Source organism: Pseudoalteromonas sp. LC2018020214 (genome assembly GCF_016598755.1).
GTDB lineage: Bacteria > Pseudomonadota > Gammaproteobacteria > Enterobacterales > Alteromonadaceae > Pseudoalteromonas > Pseudoalteromonas distincta.
The window spans coordinates 981,230-1,001,258 of the sequence record NZ_CP066804.1; the positions used below are offsets into that span (position 1 = coordinate 981,230).

The 20,029-nt window shown below is 38.6% G+C and carries 19 protein-coding genes and 1 tRNA gene; 12 read left to right on the forward strand and 8 right to left on the reverse strand.

All coding sequences use genetic code 11. The annotated features are described in order from the left end of the window. Positions 1–9 precede the first annotated feature (9 nt). The 8 genes from JG479_RS04290 to JG479_RS04325 all read left to right on the forward strand — a co-directional run bounded on the left by JG479_RS04290 (position 10) and on the right by JG479_RS04325 (position 6,033). Positions 10–861 (forward strand): thymidylate synthase, encoded by an 852-nt coding sequence (locus JG479_RS04290; RefSeq protein ID WP_149602248.1) that lies wholly within the window; start codon positions 10–12, stop codon positions 859–861. 23 nt (positions 862–884) lie between these two features. Beyond that, positions 885–1,763 carry a UTP--glucose-1-phosphate uridylyltransferase GalU gene (gene galU, locus JG479_RS04295; protein ID WP_024594910.1) on the forward strand — a complete coding sequence of 293 codons (879 nt, stop codon included), beginning with the start codon at positions 885–887 and terminating at the stop codon, positions 1,761–1,763. Between the two features lie 701 nt (positions 1,764–2,464). Then, the gene (locus JG479_RS04300; protein WP_024594911.1) at positions 2,465–3,148 is read left to right on the forward strand and encodes an SPOR domain-containing protein; all 684 of its coding nucleotides are present in this window, start codon (positions 2,465–2,467) and stop codon (positions 3,146–3,148) included. A gap of 107 nt (positions 3,149–3,255) precedes the next feature. Further along, complete coding sequence (locus JG479_RS04305; RefSeq protein WP_039484757.1) at positions 3,256–3,846, forward strand: SPOR domain-containing protein; 591 nt, start codon at positions 3,256–3,258, stop codon at positions 3,844–3,846. Positions 3,847–3,894: 48 nt separating this feature from the next. Next, positions 3,895–4,488, forward strand: coding sequence for a FlgO family outer membrane protein (locus JG479_RS04310; protein WP_193225695.1), 594 nt, complete (start codon positions 3,895–3,897; stop codon positions 4,486–4,488). Positions 4,489–4,501: 13 nt separating this feature from the next. Next, on the forward strand, positions 4,502–5,203 hold the full coding sequence (locus JG479_RS04315; protein ID WP_200220034.1) for a FlgO family outer membrane protein: 702 nt from the start codon (positions 4,502–4,504) through the stop codon (positions 5,201–5,203). Positions 5,204–5,211: 8 nt separating this feature from the next. After that, positions 5,212–5,886, forward strand: coding sequence for a FlgO family outer membrane protein (locus JG479_RS04320; RefSeq protein WP_138488676.1), 675 nt, complete (start codon positions 5,212–5,214; stop codon positions 5,884–5,886). 72 nt (positions 5,887–5,958) lie between these two features. After that, positions 5,959–6,033: transfer RNA gene (locus JG479_RS04325), tRNA-Arg, on the forward strand. Between the two features lie 78 nt (positions 6,034–6,111). Here the strand turns inward: JG479_RS04325 and JG479_RS04330 are convergent. The 4 genes from JG479_RS04330 to JG479_RS04345 form a co-directional block, all read right to left on the reverse strand. Next, positions 6,112–6,705, reverse strand: coding sequence for a DUF4303 domain-containing protein (locus JG479_RS04330; RefSeq protein ID WP_149602264.1), 594 nt, complete (start codon positions 6,703–6,705; stop codon positions 6,112–6,114). A gap of 120 nt (positions 6,706–6,825) precedes the next feature. Beyond that, positions 6,826–7,758 carry an exopolyphosphatase gene (locus JG479_RS04335; protein WP_200220035.1) on the reverse strand — a complete coding sequence of 311 codons (933 nt, stop codon included), beginning with the start codon at positions 7,756–7,758 and terminating at the stop codon, positions 6,826–6,828. 145 nt (positions 7,759–7,903) lie between these two features. After that, the gene (locus JG479_RS04340) at positions 7,904–9,352 is read right to left on the reverse strand and encodes a dihydrolipoyl dehydrogenase (protein ID WP_200220036.1); all 1,449 of its coding nucleotides are present in this window, start codon (positions 9,350–9,352) and stop codon (positions 7,904–7,906) included. 81 nt (positions 9,353–9,433) lie between these two features. Further along, the gene (locus tag JG479_RS04345; protein WP_002961336.1) at positions 9,434–10,162 is read right to left on the reverse strand and encodes a glutathione peroxidase; all 729 of its coding nucleotides are present in this window, start codon (positions 10,160–10,162) and stop codon (positions 9,434–9,436) included. Positions 10,163–10,274: 112 nt separating this feature from the next. On the opposite strand from JG479_RS04345, the gene JG479_RS04350 reads away from it, so the two are divergent. After that, positions 10,275–11,177: a LysR substrate-binding domain-containing protein gene (locus tag JG479_RS04350; RefSeq protein WP_200220037.1), complete on the forward strand. Its 903-nt coding sequence runs from the start codon at positions 10,275–10,277 to the stop codon at positions 11,175–11,177. Positions 11,178–11,181: 4 nt separating this feature from the next. On the opposite strand, the gene JG479_RS04355 is transcribed toward JG479_RS04350, so the two are convergent. Continuing rightward, positions 11,182–12,375: a flagellar assembly protein FlgT gene (locus tag JG479_RS04355; protein ID WP_200220038.1), complete on the reverse strand. Its 1,194-nt coding sequence runs from the start codon at positions 12,373–12,375 to the stop codon at positions 11,182–11,184. Between the two features lie 140 nt (positions 12,376–12,515). On the opposite strand from JG479_RS04355, the gene JG479_RS04360 reads away from it, so the two are divergent. The 3 genes from JG479_RS04360 to JG479_RS04370 all read left to right on the forward strand — a co-directional run bounded on the left by JG479_RS04360 (position 12,516) and on the right by JG479_RS04370 (position 15,766). After that, on the forward strand, positions 12,516–12,974 hold the full coding sequence (locus JG479_RS04360; RefSeq protein ID WP_008168853.1) for an LPP20 family lipoprotein: 459 nt from the start codon (positions 12,516–12,518) through the stop codon (positions 12,972–12,974). A gap of 129 nt (positions 12,975–13,103) precedes the next feature. Beyond that, entirely contained in the window at positions 13,104–13,811 is a 708-nt protein-coding gene (locus JG479_RS04365; protein WP_002961331.1) for a transglutaminase-like cysteine peptidase, read from the forward strand. Then, on the forward strand, positions 13,811–15,766 hold the full coding sequence (locus tag JG479_RS04370) for a bifunctional diguanylate cyclase/phosphodiesterase (protein WP_200220039.1): 1,956 nt from the start codon (positions 13,811–13,813) through the stop codon (positions 15,764–15,766). The genes JG479_RS04365 and JG479_RS04370 overlap by 1 nt, the downstream gene beginning before the upstream one ends. Before the next feature lie 22 nt (positions 15,767–15,788). Here the strand turns inward: JG479_RS04370 and JG479_RS04375 are convergent, their stop codons facing one another. From JG479_RS04375 to JG479_RS04385, 3 genes are read right to left on the reverse strand one after another with little or no spacing between them, the layout of a single operon-like run. Continuing rightward, positions 15,789–16,376 carry a response regulator transcription factor gene (locus JG479_RS04375; RefSeq protein ID WP_200220040.1) on the reverse strand — a complete coding sequence of 196 codons (588 nt, stop codon included), beginning with the start codon at positions 16,374–16,376 and terminating at the stop codon, positions 15,789–15,791. Between the two features lie 22 nt (positions 16,377–16,398). After that, positions 16,399–17,820, reverse strand: a complete 1,422-nt coding sequence (locus tag JG479_RS04380) for an HlyD family type I secretion periplasmic adaptor subunit (RefSeq protein ID WP_200220041.1) — start codon at positions 17,818–17,820, stop codon at positions 16,399–16,401. Next, positions 17,817–19,955, reverse strand: a complete 2,139-nt coding sequence (locus JG479_RS04385; RefSeq protein WP_200220042.1) for a type I secretion system permease/ATPase — start codon at positions 19,953–19,955, stop codon at positions 17,817–17,819. The genes JG479_RS04380 and JG479_RS04385 overlap by 4 nt, the downstream gene beginning before the upstream one ends. Between the last annotated feature and the right edge of the window lie 74 nt (positions 19,956–20,029).

Consider the following 20,029-nt stretch of genomic DNA (forward strand, 5'->3'; position numbering starts at 1 on the left):
AAGAAAAGCATGAAACAATATTTAGAATTATGTCAGCGTATTGTTGACGAAGGGCAGTGGGTCGAAAATAAACGTACAGGTACGCGTTGTTTAACCGTTATCAATGCTGATTTAGAATACGATGTGGCTAATAATCAGTTTCCGATGATCACTACACGCAAAAGTTACTACAAAGCAGCGATTGCTGAATTGCTAGGATATTTACGCGGGTACGACAGCGCTGAGCAGTTTCGTGAAATTGGCTGTAAAACATGGGATGCTAACGCAAACGATAACAATGCATGGCTTAATAACCCTAACCGTAAAGGTGAGGATGACATGGGGCGTGTTTATGGCGTACAAGGCCGTGGTTGGCAACGACCAGATGGCTCAACGCTTGATCAGCTTTCAAAAGTTATTAATAACTTAAAAAATGGCATTGATGACCGTGGTGAAATAATCACGTTTTATAATCCAGGTGAGTTTGAGCTTGGTTGCTTGCGCCCGTGTATGCATACACACACTTTTTCGTTACTTGGCGATACGCTATATTTAACATCATATCAGCGAAGCTGTGATGTGCCACTTGGCCTTAATTTTAATCAAATTCAGTGTTTTGTGTTGCTTGCGCTAGTGGCTCAAATTACAGGCCACAAAGCGGGTAAGGCGTATCATAAAATTGCTAATGCACATATTTACGAAAACCAACTTGAGCTGATGCGTGATGTGCAGTTAACGCGTGAGCCATTTGCATCACCTCAGTTAAAAATTAATCCAGAAATTAAATCATTAGAAGACATAGAAACGTGGGTAACACGAGACGACTTTGAAGTAACAGGCTATCAATGCCACGAAGCGATTCAATACCCATTTTCAGTATAATAAAAGATTAAGGAAAACATAAAATGAAAGCAGTGATCCCAGTAGCAGGCCTTGGTACTCGTATGTTACCAGCCACTAAAGCAATTCCTAAAGAAATGCTGCCAGTGGTAGACCGTCCTTTAATTCAATATGTAGTAAACGAAGCCGTTGCTGCAGGCATTAAAGAAATAGTGTTAGTAACTCACTCAAGTAAAAATTCAATCGAAAATCATTTCGATACGAGCTTTGAACTAGAAGCTACTTTAGAAAAGCGTGTAAAGCGGCAACTACTTGCCGAAGTGCAAGCAATCTGCCCTAAAGACGTAACCATTATTCACGTACGCCAAGGTGAAGCAAAAGGCTTAGGCCATGCTATAAGTTGTGCTGCGCCTATTATTGGTAACGAACCGTTTGTAGTTATTCTACCGGATGTAATTATTGACGATGTAGAGAGCGATCTTAAAAAAGATAACTTAGCAGAAATGATCGCTAATTTTGAGCAAAACAAGCATAGCCAAATAATGGTTGAGCCAGTACCAATGGATGAAGTAGATAAGTTTGGTGTGGTTGATTTAGGCGATGTTGACCTAAAGCAAGGTGAAAGCTCAGCAATCTTTAATATGGTAGAAAAACCGCCAGTAGACGAAGCACCATCTAACTTAGCTGTAGTGGGTCGATACGTATTAAGCGAAAACATATGGCCGTTACTTGCAAAAACTCCGCAAGGAGCAGGCAATGAAATTCAATTAACTGACGCAATTGCGATGTTAATGGAACACGAAAAAGTAGATGCATACGCTATAAAAGGCCGTAGCCACGATTGTGGAAGTAAAATTGGTTATTTAAAAGCGACTATTGAATTTGCACTTCGTCGCGATGAATTTGCTGATGAATTAAAGTCATTTATTAAAAAACTGATTTAACAGTTAATGTAAATCATGAAAGGCGCCTATATCGGCGCCTTTTTTATGAGTTTTATCAGGGCCTGTTCATCTTTCGAGGTTGAATTTGCAACAGGCTGTTTGGTATTTAGGCAAGGCAGAGCCTATGTAGTGTGGTTATTCCCCATAAATAGGCGATAACGTAGCATAGATGTCAAACATGCGCTGCCCGAAGGGTTCTGCCTCGGGGCAATTTACTCTTTGTTGCCTACATGGATGTAGGTAAGTGGCGTGAGCAGGACGCGGAAGCTTTACTCGGTTTTTACTTATTCTTACAGGGATGTAAGTCAGTAGAATAACGCAGGAGCAGTAATCGAGCCCACTAGGTTACAAACCTCGCGCCGCGATTAAATGGCCCCTAGATTGAACAAATTTTAATTCTGAAAGGTCAACAGGCCCTAGAATAAAATAAGGAAAGGAATAGCTCTAAAATAAAAGTTTTTAAGTCATTACAGACATATTGTTATTTATGTTGTAAAGTTTGTGTTAACTGGCATTGAATTTGTATTAAATAATGCTCTCAAGGAAGGGTGGGAGTATGCAACGTTGTGTTTTACAAAACACTGACAAGCATGCGAAGAGCTAAGTTTTATAGCTCACAGCTTAAATAAAGTTAAACGCTTTCTTGTGAGAATGTTTAACTGAAATGTAGTGAAAAACACTGCTTTCAGGACAGCAAATACATGTTTATATATAAAAAAAATAACATTGGGCTTTTACTTAGCTTGCTAATGCTTTTATTTGGCACAGCATGCAGCGTTACGCCTGAAATAAAAACCATTGACGAACAACCTCAAAGTAACTCGCCAGACTACGTGTCAATTACAGCCTTGGAGCTTGCTCAACTAAAAGATGCTGCAATGCAGTGGCAACAAGCACGCGAAGGTATAGAGCGAATTTTAAGATTAGAAAAAGAAATAACTTACCTCGTAAATCATATTGATATTATAAACAGCAAAGCTATTGCGCAGTCTAATCAAGGGTATAGCAGCAAGTCTGTACGCTCACCTCGAAACACACGTAATGTTAAATCACGCCAACAAGTTAAACAAAACTACAGTAATAAAAAACAAGCTGTAAAATTAAATAAACCAAAACATGTATTTGCTTTGCAGGTAGCTTCGGTTGACTCAGAGCAAGGTGTGGCTAAAGCATGGCAAGAGCTAAATACTAAAGCAGCACCGTTGTTTAGAGACAAAATATTGACTAACGTAGAAACCGCCAAAATAAACGACAAAATGTTTTACAGGCTAAAACTTGGCTCTTACCAAAACTTTAAAAATGCAAAAGCAGACTGTGACGTATTCAAGCTGTATAAACTCGATTGCATAGTAAGTAACTACACCGATAAGCCAGTAAGGCTGTAGTTAAGAAACTTGCTTAAAAATTGTTTATCCATAAAATACACCCTTCATAATTAAATACGTTTAGGGGATAAACAACCCCCTAAACAACGTCATTTTAGGGAAGTTAAATGTTATTAAAATGGAGTTTAGAATGCATGATGCTAATGGGTGTACTTGTTTTATCTGCATGTAACTCATCTCAACAAGTTAAAGTGACTCAAGCAACCCCGCAACCGATTCTTATTCAAAAGTCTGATTTAGAGCAGCTCAAAATTTCTGCTGCACAATGGGAAAGCTCTCAACCAAAAGTAGAGGAGCTACTCAAGTTAGAAAATAAATTAACGCAGCTTGCTACTAATCTAAAACAACTAAATGATTCTGATGCTCTAAATACTCGTGTAAATGATGAAGTTAATAACGAAAGTATATTAAAAACCCACACGGCATTGTTTGCTTTACAAATTGCCGCTTTTAAAAATAAAAATGCATTGCAAAAGAAGCTCAGCGAATTCCAAGAAAAAATACCACAAAATATTATCTCACCCACTGAGATAAATGTAGAAACCGTAAGTGTTAATAACACAACTTTTTATCGATTGAAGTTAGGTGCTTATAGTAATTCAGCGGACGCAAAAAGTGATTGTTTAGCCCTTATAAAGCAACAAGTAACATGTTTTGTTAGCTATTATGTTCAACAACCTTACAGAAGTACGATATAGGCATACAAATTGCTTCATCCTCAGTATGTTTTGAAGAGGATGGCAATTATGCGCCTTTTACTGCCTTTATTATTTTTAAATTTAGCTGCTTGTAACTTGGTGCCACCACCAGAACCAAGTGTGCCTACAAATGCACCTAAAGCGGCCATGGCTCCTTTTACGGTTAATGATTATGTAGTTAATTTAACGTCGCAACTTAACCACCTAAATGGAGCGTTAAATGCTAATGCACGTGTTGGCGTTAGTAGCTTCTTTTATGCAGATGCACTAGATACAAAATTAGTGACAGGGCAGGCCTCAGGCTTAAGTCAGCAGATCCAAGAAAGTCTGCTTACACAATTTACTCAACTGGGTTATCACACCGTTGAGTACAGACTTGGGAATAACCTCTCTTTATCAGAAAACTCAGACAGTATTTTAAGTCGCGATTTAAGTAAATTACGAAACCGCCAAAATATTGACTTAGTTATCACAGGAACAGTGACTCGTCAGCAGCATGCATACATAGTTAATGCACGGCTTGTGAATATTGAAAATAAACAAGTGCTCTCTGCGGGAAGTACCGAGATCCCAATTAATGTAATGTGGGGCAATGAAAAAATACAGCAACGCGATGGCTACTTATACCGCAGCGAATACTAATCAGGAGCACAAAATGAGAAACCTATTAATTACCCTCTGTTTACCTTTGGGCTTTGGCTGTTCGCATATACTAAATGGTATGAATACAGGTACAGACGAGGCCCAGGTTCAAAATAATAACCAAACAATGCAACTCGTTAATAATCAGCGTGATGTTGCAGATCCAGTATCCAATGACCGTTTATTTCAATCGGACTTTGCTCAAAAAAATAGTCATACTAAGCCGACTCCGCCAATGCGAAAGAACATAAATCATTATGTACGCGGAATAATGCAAGACATGGTTGAAAATCTGCAATATGTTAATGGAAAAACACCATTAGCTGTTTCAAGTTTTGTATTTTTAGATGATGATTTTAATGACAGTAGTTTACTGGGTAATCAAATATCAGAAAGTTTTATGCACGAGCTACATAATTTTGGTATACCCGTTATTGACTTTAAAACAACCGACTACATGCGTGTTACAGCTGAAGGAGACTTTGTATTTAGTCGAGATTATTTAGAGCTTAACCAAGATCAAAACTTTAAATACGTACTCGCTGGAACATTAGTGAGTAGTCAAGGAGGAGTCCTTGTAAATGCACGTATTATTGGGCTGCAAAGCAAAGCCGTAGTAGGCACTGCGCAAGGTTTTATTCCGCAGTCAGTTGTTGATGCACTTAATAGTAACTACCGCACTGATGGCATAATGCTTAAGCAAGCAAGCAAGTGAGGCTAACTATGTCGTATATACTAATTACTATCGTTGGATTTACTACTTTAATTGGGTTAACAGGCTGCTCAATGACGCATAATAATGAGCATAACGAAAGCACAACACGAACAGATTACACAGTAAACGGTGGTAATGATCAGCTTAATATTGCTTATAATAATCAAGCGATACAATCGCAAGTTGAATACGATCCATCTCAGCAGTTCACACCACTTAAGCACCATAAAACACTTGCTAACTATGTAGAGCAAATGGCACTTGATCTGGTTGATACGCTTGAGTATGAAAGTGATACCGACACCAATATTAATATTGCCGTTACTACCTTAGTAGATCTTGATTCATCGCTTACTAAAAGCAACCAATTGGGTAATCAAATTTCTGAAACGTTAATTCATCAGTTACAAAAGTTTGGTTATGGCGTGGTTGATTTTAAAACAACCCAAACAATAGATGTAAATAGCCGTGGTGATTTTGCTTTCTCGCGTGATATTGAAAAGCTTAGCGAAGAGCAAATGGCGAGCCATGTATTAGCGGGTACATTAATTTATCGCAGTGATGCTGTTGTTGTAAATACACGTGTAATTAACGCGCATACAAAAAAAATCGTCGCGAGTAGTCGAAAACTAATCCCAATTTATGTACTAAATAAAGAAGATATATACTTATCAAGTAATTAAGTTCAGTTGTCGCTTGATATAAAAAACCAGATGCCGTTATAATTCACACCTCTAAGCACACAGCTTATTTGTGGCCTCTTAGTTAAATGGATATAACGGCCCCCTCCTAAGGGGCAGTTGCAAGTTCGATTCTTGCAGGGGCTACCAATTAAATCAATGATTTATATCTTCACTTCCCTTCCTTATACTTTGTGTATAGCGTATATGTAGTCGTGTTGCGCTTTTTTAATTAAAGGCGCTTGAAGCTTCTTTTTCGTATTCTTCACGCTCTGTAATCATGGCTTCAAAGTCAGCTTGAATCTGTGCTAGAACGGTTGGTGGGTTAAGTCGTTTGATTCTTTTAAATTGAATGCTTTCTTCTTCATCATAGGCGAGTATTGCTAAAGTGATTTTTTCGCGTTCAATACCATTTGAAAATATTCCTTCTGCATCTAATTGTATGAGTACTTTCTCCATAGTTGTAAGCCATTGATGCCAATTATCCATTGCTTCTATATCTGATTGAAACAAATCAATGCTGTTTTCTAGTTTTTGACACTCTAGAGTTGTTTCATCAAAGTATTCGGAATAATCCTCAAGCGTAGGGTAGTCTTCTGGATTCCATTTAGCCAAGTAGAAACTACTTACATCATTGCTGTACTCTTCTTCAAATACTTTTTTTAAACCCGATAAGGTATTAAACATTGGAAGTAGTGAGTAGCTACCTGTGTGGTAAAAGCCCATTACATAAAGATCGTTACCGTATTTTTGTATAATGTTTTTAAATGCTTTTTTGGTATCTTGATAAAGTGTTTTTTCGAAGTTTTTAGTATCTAACATGAGGCCATTATTTCTTTTATGATTACAGAAATTTATATGAAAAAGAGAGTGATTAAAACTCTCTTTACTAAAATAAAATAACCAGAGCTATGATATGACTCTGGTTATTGTAAATTAATATTAACCATCACTAGTAATTTTATCGATTAACTCACTAAGCACGGCTTCAGCTTTACTTGTTTCTACTTGGCAAGTACCTGCATTTAAATGGCCGCCGCCGCCGTATTTAAGGCACAGTTCGCCAACATTGGTGTTTGAACTGCGGTTAGTGATTGATTTACCTATGGCATACACTACGTTTTGCTTTTTAAGGCCCCACATTTTATGAATCGAGATATTGCAGTCGGGGTACATGGCATAAATAACAAATCGGTTTGTGGCGTAAATTGTTTCTTCTTGAGTTAAATCAAGGACCACTAAGTTTTTATGGACGGTAGCGCATTGAGAAATTTGCTCTTTGGCTTTTTCGTTATGCTCGTTATATAAAGCAACACGTTCGGCTACGTCTTCCATTTGTAGGATTTCTTCGATGCTCTGATCTTTACACGCATCAATCAGTTTCATCATTAATTGGTAATTTGAAATTTTAAACTCGCGAAAACGGCCTAGTCCAGTTCGTGCATCCATAATAAAGTTCATTAATACCCAATCAGTTGGGTTTAATATTTCGTCTTTTGAAAACTGAGCAGCATCGCCTTTGTCTACCGCGTCCATCATTTCAACAGAAATATTTGGAAGTTTTTCAGCGCCGCCATAATAGTCATAAACTACGCGAGCTGCTGATGGTGCTTTTGGGTCAATAATATGGTTTTTTATGTCGCTTGAGTTGCGAACGGTTTCACTAAGGTGATGATCGAATGCTATATGACAGCCTGCAACGTAGGGGAGGTTGGTCGTAATGTCGTTTTCGGTAATGTCTATTTTGTCATCTTGCATGTCTTTTGGATGAACAAATAAAATATCGTCAATTAGGTCTAAGTCTTTGAGCAATACGGCACAAACTAAGCCATCAAAATCGCTGCGAGTGACTAGTCTAAATTTATTATTGGGCATAGCTATTCCATCTTTTTAATTGAATTATCAATTAAGTGTAACAGCTAAATTTTTTTTTGAGAGGTCAGCTTAAAAAAATTATAAAAAAAAGCCAAAACGTTAGTTTTGGCTTTTGCTTAGCAAGTTTGTATGTGTGGTAAATAGGTTATGCGCCTGGGCCACATTCCATACATGAATTTACAATGTCTGGGCCAAATTTAAGTTTGGCGTTTAAGTCGCGAAGGGCGGTACGTAACCCTTCTTCAATTACTGGGTGGTAAAATGGCATATCAAGCATTTCTGGTACGGTCATTTTGTTTTGTACAGCCCAAGCTAATAAGTGAGCGATGTGTTCGGCTTGTGGGCCAATAAATTCTGCACCTAAAAATAAGCCTGTACCTTGCTCTGCATATACACGCATATGACCTTTGTTTTTAAGCATTACTCGGCTACGGCCTTGGTTTTCAAAGCTTACTTCGCCTACTTCAAAACAACCGCATGGGCCTAATCGGTCAGTAATTTGCTTGTAGCTTTCGCCGACCATGGCTATTTGTGGGTCGCTAAATACAGCTGCAATTTTTGCTCTGCGCAGACCTATACGTACATCTGGGAAGCGCCCTGCATTTTGACCTGCAATAGCACCTTGGTCAGATGCTTCGTGTAACAATGGGAGCATGTTACTTGCATCGCCGGCTATAAATATGTTCGACTCACCACATTGCATTGTATGTGTGTCTGCGTGCGGTACGCCGCGTTCATCAAGTTCAATGCCGGTGTTTTCAAGGCCTAGTTTATCTACGTTAGGTACTCGGCCTGTGGCTGCAAGTACGTAGTCAAACTGTTCGGTGTGTTTTTCACCTTGTTTGTCGGTGTAAGTTAGCTGTGTTTTGTCGCCAACTTGCATCATGTCAGATACGTTTGAGTCGGTATCTACAAAAAATTCTTCAGCAAAAACAGTATTCGCGTAGTCTTTTACTACTGGATCTGTAAGTGGGCCAATTGCGCCGCCTACACCAAATAGTTTTACATTTACGCCTAGTCGGCTAAGTGCTTGGCCAATTTCAAGACCTATTACACCAGGGCCAAATACAGCGACTGATTCTGGTAGGTCATCCCAATCAAATACATCGTCGTTTATAATAAGTTTGTCACCAAAGTTATTAAATACGCCAGGGTATGAAGGGCGTGAACCGGTGGCAATTACAAAGCGTTTTGCTGTTATAATTGTATGGTCGTCTATTTGTATGCGGTTTGCGTCTAAAAATTTAGCGTAACCACGAATTTTATCACCATCTGGTAATTCATCTACGGCTTCTACTACGAATCCTACAAAACGATCTCGTTCACTTTTAACGCGTGCCATAACTGCTTTGCCATCAATGACTGGCTTTGAGCTATGAACACCAAATGCAGGTGCCATTTCAATTGCGTGTGCGGCTTCGGCGGCTGCAATCAATAACTTGCTTGGCATACAACCAACACGTGCACATGTGGTGCCGTATGGACCTGATTCGATCATTAATACATTTTGTGTGAACTGTTTAGCATTACGATAAGCACTTAAACCGGCAGTGCCAGCGCCTATAACAACAACATCGGTTTGCAATTCTTTCATAGTGGTATCCTTTATTATTTTCAATCTAAGCGATGAGATTGATATAGAGGGGCGCGTACGCCCCTGCTATTTTTTACTTAATTAAGCAAAGTATTTTTCTAAGTCGTCTGAACCACCGATGTGTTTACCACCAATGAATATTTGTGGAACAGTGTCACGACCAGATACAGCTTTTAGACTTGTTAGTGATGCGCCGGCACCCATAACAATCTCTTCATATGCGAAGCCTTTTTCTGCAAGAAGCTCTTTTGCTTTTTTACAAAAAGGACAGCCAGGTTTAGTAAAGATGCTTACAGGTTCTGGTTTAGCTTGCTTAGGGTTGATGTAATCAAGCATTGTGTCTGCATCAGATACTTCAAACGGGTCACCTGGTAAATCTGGTTCGATGAACATTTTGTCAATCACGCCGTCTTTAACCAGCATAGAGTATCTCCAGCTGCGCTTACCAAAGCCTAGGTCGTTTTTGTCTACTAACATGCCCATGCCGTCAGTAAATTCGCCGTTGCCGTCTGGTAATAAAGTAATGTTTTGCGCTTCTTGATGTTCAGCCCATGCGTTCATTACAAAGGTATCGTTTACTGATAAACATACAATTTCGTCAACGCCATTTTGCTTAAGTACGCCCGCTAATTCGTTGTAACGTGGTAAGTGAGTTGATGAACATGTTGGTGTGAATGCACCAGGTAGTGAAAACACTACAACCGTTTTACCTTTAAAAATTTCATCTGTTGTTACTGATTTCCATTCGTTATTTTGACGAGTTGCAAATGTAACACTTGGGACTGTTTGACCTTCGATATTGTTTAACATAGTTTTTGTTCCTCTTGATTTGTTGATAGCCATTATGGCGAACAATTAAATATAGTTCCAATCGTTTGTTTGTATTAAACTGATAGTTATAAACTATCACGTAGAGCTGAATATGAACTTAAAAGATTTTGAATATGTAAAAGCAATAGCGCAATACAAGCACTTTCGCAAAGCTGCCGATGCATGTTTTGTAAGTCAGCCTACATTAAGTGGCCAAGTAAAAAAACTCGAACATGAGCTTGGCGTTACTTTATTTGACCGCTCAACTAAACAAGTTACGTTAACAGCAAAAGGTGAACGTTTGTTGACGCAAATAGAGATTATTTTAGAACAAACGCAAATACTCAAAGAACTTGCTGCTACTTCTAATGAGCCTCTACAAGGTAAATTAACTATTGGTATTATTCCTACCATTGCGCCTTACTTGTTGCCTGCGTTATTAACATCAATGAAAGCGGCATTTATTGATAGTCAGTTTTCGTTTATTGAGATGCAAACAGCAACAATTTTAGAAGCTTTAAATAATGGCGAACTCGACTTTGCTATTTTAGCCGATGTGCCAGAGCTTATTAATTACCATACGGTTGCTTTATACAAAGAAGATTTTTTAGTGGCGGTATCACAAGATAACGCGCTTTCTAAGCATAAAAAAGTGGCGTTGAGCGACCTTCAAGGATGCAGCCTACTAATGTTAAGTGATGGTCATTGCTTTAAAGATCAAGCCCAAAAGTTTTGTTTTTCTGCGGGAGTCGATGTATCTAACCAGTATAAAGGTAATAGTTTAGAAACATTATTAGCGTTAGTGGCCATGGATGACGGTATTACATTTGTACCAAAACTGGCATGTACCGACCGTGTAGGGATTGATTACTTGCCTATATTCCCTAATCAGCAGCGTAATGTGGTGTTTGCATGCAGAAAGCATTATCCGCATTTATCTGGTGTAGAACAATTGGGCGAGTGGTTATCGACTCACCCTAATTTAAAAGCTAAATTAACTAAAAAAGTTAATTAAATATTTAAAGGTTTTGGCTGATTATTTCTACAACATCGTTAATTTGCACGCCAGGTAGTGGTTTATCATCAATACTGACTGCTACTGCAGTTTGCTGATAAAGCTGCTCTACGCGAATTTTATTAAGCGTGGTGATGGTGTGCGGCATAACATTACCTGCCGCGTCGGTTAAATAGTTATGGTGCGCAATGCTTAGCATTTGGCCTTTTTTTAACCCATGAGCTTTACCTAAGTTAATAACGATTTTGCTATTTTCCATATGCATTATTTTACCTTGAGTAGGTAAACACGCCATAGCTGCTTGAATGTCATAACTTACTGATTGGTTGATATCAGTTATGCTTTGCCCATAAGGCGATTGCCAAAACCTATCACTATTAACGTCAACTATGGTTGTTTTTTCAAACGGCCATATTGCTTGAGTATGGTAACTATTTTGCCAAAGTTGCTCATAGGTAGTGCCATCAAATAATACAAATTCAATGTTGTAACTGCGCTCATACGCCTCGTCTTGCCAAAATGCATAATCGTTATTGAGTTTGTCGCTAGTTGAAAGGCTCGTTATTTGGCTAAGCAGTACATATTGAGCGTTACTGCGCGAAGATATTTCTTCTAATTGGGCATTTGAATAGTCGTGCTGCTGCGAAAAGTACTTATCAACGCTTATTGCATTATTATAGTAAGCAATAGGTACTGCGCTCATTTTTGATTTTTGCAGGGAAGTAAAAATATTTTTGCTAATCGCTTTGCTTACGTCAAATATTTGACCCATTTTGGCGTGTTCACGATGAACAAGTTGGCTTTGTGTAACGGCCACAAACTTATTAAAACTATTTTGTGGGCATTGCTCTGTTTGAGAAAAAATATCGAGTCGTAATGTAACGGCAAATTTATTGTCGTATTTATTTTCGCTGACCAGTTCAATTTTTTGAATTTCTCCGTGGCTGCTAATTTTTAGCTGATCTTGCATCAACACGCCATCTACCAAGGTTTGCACAGAGCTAACCCGTGCGCCAGAGAATACTAACGCCTGTGTAATCGCATCTTTTATAGCGGCAGATTTAGCCGCGCTTGTATCACCATTTTGGACGTTCGCGTGACCCGTTGATTCATACCACTGTGCTTTAGTAAAAGGGGAGAACGTTAATAATGCCGTTGCGCTTAATCCTGCAAATGCCAATGATAAAAACGACTTCATACTTTTACTCCAATTAAACGTTAGCTATTAACTAGGTAGAGCAAGGACTGTACCAATGTTATTTGGTAATTATTAGTAATGCCATAAATGGCATTAAACGTGCATATGTACTGCTAATTACTATACAAGGGCTAAATGCTATGCGAGCAATTTCATTACTTATTACACTTGGGTGTTTAACCTTAGGTGGTTGTAGCAGCGTTTTTGATAAGCATGTTGAATATAAATATGTAGAGCCAAATAATTACCCCGTCTTAAAAGCGATAGGGTATGCGCCTATTAGCTTGCAAAAAGGCGCTAACGCGTCGCAAAAGCAACTTATGGCCATTAAGGCTTCTAAGCTTGAAGCTTACCGCGAGCTTACTGAGCAAGTCTATGGGCAAAAAATTACCGCAGGAACAACGGTGGAAGGCTCAATTGCTCAAGACGATTACTTAGAAAGTAAAGTGCAGGGGCTTATTAAAGGTGCACAAATAATTAAAACTTACGCAGTAGATGATACTTACGTGACCGAGCTTGAGCTTAATATGAAGCGTGTGCACGATTTATACATAGGTGAAGTAAAACCACGCGAAGTTAAAAAAGTAACGTACTACTAAAAAAGTTATTCAAAATATCTCATCCTCTTATATTGAGTGCTATGCTGTTGTTAGGATTAATTTTAAGCAGATTGCGTAGTGCTCAACAGATGTATTTTATTGCCACTTATATTAACAGTGGCTCTGTAAATGGCGATTAAGCCAAGTCATTTAAATCCTCAATTATTTATATGGTGCAAAGCCAATTTGCGCTACCTATTGCTGTTTTTTGTACTCTCCAGTGGTGTGCTTGCAAGCCGACTAACTATTCAATTTAATACCTTTATAGAGCTCATGGGTCAAAAATACGGGCCTGCGCGAGCGGCGGTTGCACGCAACTGGCAAAGCATGTTGGTGCAAACTCAAAACAAGCCAGAGCAACAACAAATTCTTATTGTTAATGATTTTTTTGCGCGTAATTTACGCTACCAAACAGATATTTTGCTTTGGAAACAAAACGATTATTGGGCAACCCCTTTAGAAACATTAGGCAGAGGCCTCGGTGATTGTGAAGATTACGCAATAGCAAAGTATATAAGCTTAAGAGCGTTAGGTGTGAGCGACGACAAGTTACGCCTTATTTATGTAAAAGCAAAAATTGCGGGCACTAACAAAACGCAAGCGCATATGGTGTTAGGTTATTTTGCTACACCAAACGCTCAGCCACTTATTTTAGACAGTTTAATAACAAAGGTTTTACCTGCTGCAAAACGTGTAGATTTAAGCCCTGTTTTTAGCTTTAACAGCCAAGGTTTATGGGCTAATAATTCAACCAAAAGTGTAGCCAGCCCAACAGCAAGACTTTCACGCTGGCGTAAAATTTTGGAGCAGACAACCAAAGAAGGAGTTATGTGGTAATGGCATCATTTTCCTTATCTAAGTATCTTAAAAAACGAAAAATAACACTCAGGCAAGAGCTATGGATTGCATTATTAATTGTTATTTTTGTGGGCTTTATAAGTAGTGTTTTAATTAGTACTAATTCGGCTAAAAGTTATTTTTCGACCCAGCTGTACTTAAAAAATGTAGATAACGCCAGCTCACTTGCGTTGATGATCAGTCAATTAGACAAAGACCCTGTTGAGCTTGAATTATTAGTTTCAGCCACATTTGATACCGGTCACTATAAGCGAATAGAACTACAAAACCCTAATGGTGAGGTGATTGTTAAACGCACATTTACCGATGAGCTTAAAGCGACGGCTCCACAGTGGTTTAGGGCAATGTATGGATTAAATGTTCAACCAGGGGTTGGGCAAGTAAATAATGGTTGGCAGCAATTTGGTACTTTATTTATAGAAAGCCATAGTCAATATGCTGAGCAAGCCTTATGGGAAAGTGCGCTTAAACTATTTTTTAGTTTTTTAATTGTCGCTTTTTTTGCTTGTATAGTTAGTGCTTACTTTTTAAGTAGGATATTAAAACCACTAGATGATGTTGTGTATCAGGCTAATGCATTTGGTGAAAAACGTTTTATTAAATCCACCGTCCCTCGTACATTTGAGTTTGCACGTTTAGTGCAATCTATGAACCAATTATCTACCCGTTTTAGTCGTATTATTAAAGAAGATAGTAAACGTTTAGAAGAGCTTAGATTTAAATCACAACATGATGAGCTAACTGGTTTAGCAAATAGAGAATACTTTGGTGCAACGCTTGAGGCCCACTTACAAAAATCGAAAGATCATGCCCATGGCGCCTTGTTTTTATTTCGGGTTGTAAACCTAGATAAAATGAGCGAACAAATTAGCCGTGTAGAAATGGTTAATTTCTTACGTCGTTTTTCGCAGGTTTTAATCGAGTTTTTAGAATCAAATGAAGCACACTTTTCAGAAAACTACATAGCCCGAATATCACATAATGACTTTACAGTACTGTTTAGTGATACTGATGATATTGAGGTATTGAGTGAAAAAGTAGTTAGGCTTCATGAATCTTTTATTGAAGAGTATAAAAATATTGAATTAGCTATACCGCATAGTTGCACTTACATACAAAAGAATGACACGCGGTTTGATGTATTAAAACGAGCCGATGAACTTTTAAAATCAGCCGATAATAAACCAGGTGTTCAAGCAAAAGTAAGTGACAATAAACAAAAAAGCGAGTTATTTGATGATGCAACAAGTTGGCAAAATGCAATAGAAGAAGCTCTAGATAACAAAGCGCTAGAAATTAACACATACCCAGTAACGAGTTTTACGGGGCAGTTGATGCAAAATCAATTAGGACTGAGCCTAGAGCTTGGCGGGCAAGTATATAGGGCAGGTTATTATTACCAATGGGCTAATCGCTTAAAGTTATTAGCGCGTTTAGATTGGGGATTAATTAAGGCGTTGGTTGCTCAGTATAGTATTGAGCCACCAAGTGAGCTGATTTCGGTTGAGTTATCTGCCCAAACATTACTTGATGATGCTGCGCTTGCTTCAATTCTTACCTATCTATCAGCATTTCCTGATTTAGCCTCTAAAATTTGCTTTGATATACGAGAAAGTATTGCCGTCAGCGAAATTAAAATATTTAAAGGCTTTTGTGAAGATGTAAGGTGTATGGGCGCTAAGGTGGCGTTAAAACGTGTAGGCCCTGAGTTTACTAAAATTGAAAAAATTCAAGAGTTTGGGCTTGAAATGATTAAGGTTGATAGCGTTTATGGGCACAATATTAGTTACAGCCAAGATAACCAAACATTCCTGCGAGGGGTGTGTACGTTAGCGCACTCTATTGGTATTAAAGTGGTCGCACAAGGTGTTACCAGTCAAGATGACCTCGATACACTTATTAACTTAGGCTTTGATGGGGTTATTAAAGAGTAAGTAGTAGGCATTAACCGTGCGGTTAATGCCCTTTTACAACTAACATTAATTGGATGCGGTCGCGTACTTTTAGCTTATTAAATATAGAACCCATATGCTCTTTAATCGTACGCTCTGTAATATTTAAAGACTCTGCAGCCTGTTTATTAGTAGCGCCAGTTACAACAATATCAACTACTTGGCGTTCTCTTTTGGTGAGTAAATCAAGCTCGCATGTGCTCGCATATTTAAACGGTGTATTTGATAAAGCTCCCACTAAATTAGATAGTAATTGTCCTGGTAACCATATTCCGCCAGAACAAATTGTCTCAAGTACTTGTTCAATAATTACTTTGGTGGCGAGTGCTTCTACGTATCCTTTAGCTCCTGCTTCAAGCGCACTCCTAAGTTGATTTATTTCAAGTTCGTTGGTCATAACAATAACGAGTAAACGTTGTTGAGAATACTTTTTAACGAGCTCAAGCCAGTTCGGTGTACCGGCTAAAACCCAAATAATACTTGATGCCGTTACTCTGTTTGGTTCTTTTGTGCATATTAAACAACCAGGAAACGCTGCTCGCCAGTGCTTCGATTCAAATTCAGGCTGTGTAATAAAAATACTTTGGCGCATTATTTCTCCATTTATTAAATGCTTAACGCTCTGTCATTGCTTGCGATGTAGCTCTAAGAACTGGTTTTAAAAGATACTCAAGTACGGTTTTTTTACCGGTAATAATATCCACTTGAGTGGTCATTCCTGGAATAATAGTCAGCTCTTTTGAAAAGTTATTTTTGGTGGTTTTTAGTTGCACCAAATAAAAGGTATTCTCACGGTCATCTGTAATGGTATCGGCGCTAATATGTAAAACCTCTGCCTCAAGGCCTCCATATACGGCAAAGTCGTAGGCACTAAATTTTATCATCGCAGATTGCCCAGGGCGTAAAAATGCAATGTCTTTAGGCGGAATTTTTGCCTCTACTACAAGTTGATCGTCAAGCGGGACAATTTCCATAACATCACTACCGGGCTGTAAAATACCGCCAACAGTATTAACTAATAATCGCTGTACAGTGCCTTTAACAGGAGAACGTATTTCGGTTTGAGTTACTTTATCGGCCAAGCCAGATTCAGTTTCTTTAATTGAATCTAGTCTAAGTAGCGCTTCGGATAGTTCATTGTTCCAACGGTTAATCATAACGAGTTCAACTTCGGTTACTTTATTTTTAGCTTCGTTAATGGCCGAAAGGCTCCTATTTATAACTGCCTTGGTTCTGTTTATCTCGCCGTTTAGATCAACTATTTGGCGCTCTAAACGAATAATATCTATATCTGAGATAGCGCCCGTGCGTAACAATGGGCGAGTAACAGAGAGCTCTCTGTTTGTTAAGCGCAGCGCGCTCGTATGCTGCTCAAGTGCCGCTTTGGCTTCAATATAATCTTGGTGTCGCTGCTCTAGTTGGCGTTTGTGAATACTTACTTGTTGCTCTAATTCTTGGCTGTTACTCAAATAAAGAGAACGTTCATGTTGCACAACTCTAGGCGCATTTTTAATAACAGATTCACTAAATACGAGCTCCTTTTTTTGAGTGAGTGCTCTGAGTCTCGCTACTTTTGCGCTTAACGACTCAACTTTGGATTGGTTTTCTCTAAAGCTAGAAATAAAGCGGGTAGGGTCTATTTTAATGAGTACATCACCCTCATTTACTATTTGCCCCTCTTTTACATTTATTTTTTCGACCATACCACCATCATAAGATTGAATAAGTTGTAATTTATTGGAGGGAATAACACGCCCCTCACCACGAGCAACTTCATCTAAATTAGCAAAGCCAGACCACACAATAAGGCATATAAACGTTAAACAAATTAAATAGAGCAATAACCTAGCGCTTGCTGGCTCCTGTTGCATTTTTTCCCACTGCGCATCGACTACCCAGTCTTGGCTGTTAGGCGGAGAAATCCATCCTTTAAATAGTTTATTAAATATTGATTGCTTGCCTTGTTTTCTTGCTTCTATTGCTCTGCTAACAGATTCAAAGGAGCGCTGTTCAAGTGGTTTTTTATTGTCACTCATGAGGCTTGCTCCACTGTCTTATTATTTAACGCTGCAATTACTTTTTGTTTTGGTCCATCAGCAACTACTTTTCCGTTATCTAAAACTATAATTCGGTCAACAAGCTCAAGTAATGATGAGCGGTGAGTCACCACGATTAAGGTTTTATCTTTAGAATAACCCTTTAAATTATTAATAATTTTACTTTCACTATTATGATCTAGTGATGAGGTTGGCTCATCTAGTAATAGTATTGGAGGGTCGTTAATTATGGCTCTTGCCATACCTACAGCTTGGCGCTGCCCACCTGATAATTGACGACCTTGCTCGCCTACTTGTAAATCAAATCCGTCTGGGTGCGAATTAATTAAATCAAATAATTGGCTTCGCTCACAAGCTTCAATAATTTGCTCGTCTTTGGCATGCCAAGCACTCATGGTGAGGTTGTCTTTCAAGGTTCCATAAAACAGAGCAACGGTTTGTGGTAGGTAGCCAATATTATGACGAAGCTCAGCTGGGTCAATTTGATGTATATCATTATTGTCCATCAAAATTGATCCTGAACAGGGGTCGTATAGTCCTAAAATAAGCTTTTCTAATGTACTTTTACCTGAGCCATTACGTCCTAAAATGGCGACTTTTTCACCGGCTTTAATTTTAAAACTAACGCCGTTGAGCGCATTATGAGATTCGTCAGAGTATTTAAAACATACATCTTTAAATTCTATATCGCCTTTCAAAATAGGGTGGCTTAACCAATGCTTACCAGGTGGACGCTCGACCTCTTTTTCCATAATCTCGTTCAGTGATTGCATTGCTATTGCGGCATGATGATATTGTGCTAAAACAGCGGCCGACTGCCCGATTGGGCCCATAGCACGAGACGATAATAGGTAGGCTGCAATTAACCCGCCTTGAGTTAGCTCACCTTCAATAACGAGGTGCACGCCTATTATCATTATTATTACGCCTACGCATTGCTGTATCCATGATGCTGTATTTGATATGGAGCTTGAAACGAGTCGGCTATGTGCGTTTACTTGTGCAATGTAAATGGTCGACTTTTCCCATATAGACTGTGTTTTACACTCTGAGTGAAAGCTCTTTACATCTTCAATATTGGTTAAGCTTTCGACTAATACTGCATTTCGCATTGAGCTTGCTTTCATTGTTTGTTCTGAAAGAGCCTCAAGTTTGCGGTGTGCGGCTATAGCGTAAGCTAATAATATAAGTGCGCCCGCGATAATAGGTAAACTTAGAGGTACGCCAATAATGGCAATAACAATTAAATACAAAACTACGAATGGTAAGTCGACTAATGCGACAAGTGTTATGGAGCTAAAAAAGTTACGTACAGCTTCAAATGATTGAATGTTGCTAGCAAAGGAGCCTGCGGATGATGGGCGGTTTTTTAGTTTCATACCTAATACCCGCTCCATTATTACAGCCGATACTTTGACATCTATTCTACTGGCAGCAAGCTCTACAAAGTAGCCTCTTACTAAGCGCAAAACAAAGTCAGCAGTGAGTGCTATTAAAATGCCAATGGCAAGTACCCATAAGGTTTCTGTTGCGTGGTTGGGCACTACGCGGTCATATACGTTCATTACAAATAAAGGCATAGCAACCGACAAAAAGCCCAAAGCAACAGCCGAAATAATTACGTCTTTATAAAGTGAGCGGCATTCTTTAATTACTCCCCAAAACCATCCGTCTTTTGATAGTTTTTCAAGTACAGGTGTTCGCTCATCAAATGCAAACTCTGGTTGAGCATAAATAACTAAACCTACACTGTTAGCAGCTAACTCATCAATGCTTTGTTCGATAACTGATTCTGTAAGTTCTGGGTAAATTACACTCACCAACTGTTTATCGTAATCAATAGAATTAATAACACAGGCTTGGTTATCTTTTAAAATTAAGATGGCAGGTAGCAGTGCTGTATTAATTTTTTGTAGTGGCTTATTAACTACTTTTGATTTAAAGCCAATGCGCTTTGCTGCGCGCGAAAAACCTGATGGAGTAAGATTTCCATCAGTTAGAGGAAGTCCATTTAATAGTGCTTCTCTTGAAAACTCTTTACCATGATGACGACATAAAACTGCTAGGCAGTCAACGAGGATGCCACCATGATCAAGTACATCGTTTAATTCCATACACCATCCAATGTTATGTAGAACTGCATACGATTGTTACTAGTAAACCTAAACTCGACTTAAATATTTCAAGT

Bases quoted from the DNA above. Each gene is read 5' to 3' on its own strand.
- JG479_RS04290 (WP_149602248.1), top strand. From the start codon at position 10: ATGAAACAATATTTAGAATTATGTCAGCGTATTGTTGACGAAGGGCAG.
- galU (WP_024594910.1), top strand. From the start codon at position 885: ATGAAAGCAGTGATCCCAGTAGCAGGCCTTGGTACTCGTATGTTACCA.
- JG479_RS04300 (WP_024594911.1), top strand. From the start codon at position 2,465: ATGTTTATATATAAAAAAAATAACATTGGGCTTTTACTTAGCTTGCTA.
- JG479_RS04305 (WP_039484757.1), top strand. From the start codon at position 3,256: ATGTTATTAAAATGGAGTTTAGAATGCATGATGCTAATGGGTGTACTT.
- JG479_RS04310 (WP_193225695.1), top strand. From the start codon at position 3,895: ATGCGCCTTTTACTGCCTTTATTATTTTTAAATTTAGCTGCTTGTAAC.
- JG479_RS04315 (WP_200220034.1), top strand. From the start codon at position 4,502: ATGAGAAACCTATTAATTACCCTCTGTTTACCTTTGGGCTTTGGCTGT.
- JG479_RS04320 (WP_138488676.1), top strand. From the start codon at position 5,212: ATGTCGTATATACTAATTACTATCGTTGGATTTACTACTTTAATTGGG.
- JG479_RS04330 (WP_149602264.1), bottom strand. From the start codon at position 6,705: ATGTTAGATACTAAAAACTTCGAAAAAACACTTTATCAAGATACCAAA.
- JG479_RS04335 (WP_200220035.1), bottom strand. From the start codon at position 7,758: ATGCCCAATAATAAATTTAGACTAGTCACTCGCAGCGATTTTGATGGC.
- JG479_RS04340 (WP_200220036.1), bottom strand. From the start codon at position 9,352: ATGAAAGAATTGCAAACCGATGTTGTTGTTATAGGCGCTGGCACTGCC.
- JG479_RS04345 (WP_002961336.1), bottom strand. From the start codon at position 10,162: ATGTTAAACAATATCGAAGGTCAAACAGTCCCAAGTGTTACATTTGCA.
- JG479_RS04350 (WP_200220037.1), top strand. From the start codon at position 10,275: ATGAACTTAAAAGATTTTGAATATGTAAAAGCAATAGCGCAATACAAG.
- JG479_RS04355 (WP_200220038.1), bottom strand. From the start codon at position 12,375: ATGAAGTCGTTTTTATCATTGGCATTTGCAGGATTAAGCGCAACGGCA.
- JG479_RS04360 (WP_008168853.1), top strand. From the start codon at position 12,516: ATGCGAGCAATTTCATTACTTATTACACTTGGGTGTTTAACCTTAGGT.
- JG479_RS04365 (WP_002961331.1), top strand. From the start codon at position 13,104: ATGGCGATTAAGCCAAGTCATTTAAATCCTCAATTATTTATATGGTGC.
- JG479_RS04370 (WP_200220039.1), top strand. From the start codon at position 13,811: ATGGCATCATTTTCCTTATCTAAGTATCTTAAAAAACGAAAAATAACA.
- JG479_RS04375 (WP_200220040.1), bottom strand. From the start codon at position 16,376: ATGCGCCAAAGTATTTTTATTACACAGCCTGAATTTGAATCGAAGCAC.
- JG479_RS04380 (WP_200220041.1), bottom strand. From the start codon at position 17,820: ATGAGTGACAATAAAAAACCACTTGAACAGCGCTCCTTTGAATCTGTT.
- JG479_RS04385 (WP_200220042.1), bottom strand. From the start codon at position 19,955: ATGGAATTAAACGATGTACTTGATCATGGTGGCATCCTCGTTGACTGC.